The organism is Sphingobacterium bovisgrunnientis, assembly GCF_009829085.1.
GTDB classification, from domain to species: Bacteria; Bacteroidota; Bacteroidia; order Sphingobacteriales; family Sphingobacteriaceae; genus Sphingobacterium; species Sphingobacterium bovisgrunnientis.
Genome location: NZ_WUQY01000169.1, coordinates 1 through 403, shown reverse-complemented (window position 1 = coordinate 403; position 403 = coordinate 1). Strand labels below are relative to the sequence as shown.

General features: G+C 39.0%; 1 protein-coding gene. It reads left to right on the top strand.

All coding sequences use genetic code 11. The features are described 5' to 3' along the window. The coding region (locus GOQ16_RS17365; RefSeq protein ID WP_160070448.1) for a tyrosine-type recombinase/integrase at positions 1 to 403 on the top strand (403 nt) is incomplete at both ends.

Sequence of the window (403 nt, the reverse complement as noted above, 5' to 3'; positions counted from 1 at the left end):
CGTACGACCATCTTCATCTACCGTCTATTTCCAAAGAGAAAAAGCTTCCTGTTATCTTGAGTCGGGAAGAGATTTGGCGTATGCTTCGTGTTGCGGATTTACTTAAACATCGTTTATTGATTGGATTAATTTATGGCTGTGGTCTGCGTTGTATGGAAGTACGTAATCTAGCCTTAAAACATCTTGATTTTGATCGCAAGCTCCTTCATATTGTTCAAAGTAAAGGCAAAAAAGACCGCTATGTTCCACTTTCTGAGCACCTTATTAGAGGGTTAAAAAGTTATATTTCAGCAGAACATCCTACTACCTTTTTATTCACAGGCAATAGCAAAGAAGGCAAAGGTTTTGATTCGCGTTATAGCCAGCGTGGCGTTCAATGGGTTGTCAAAACCGTTTGTAAAAA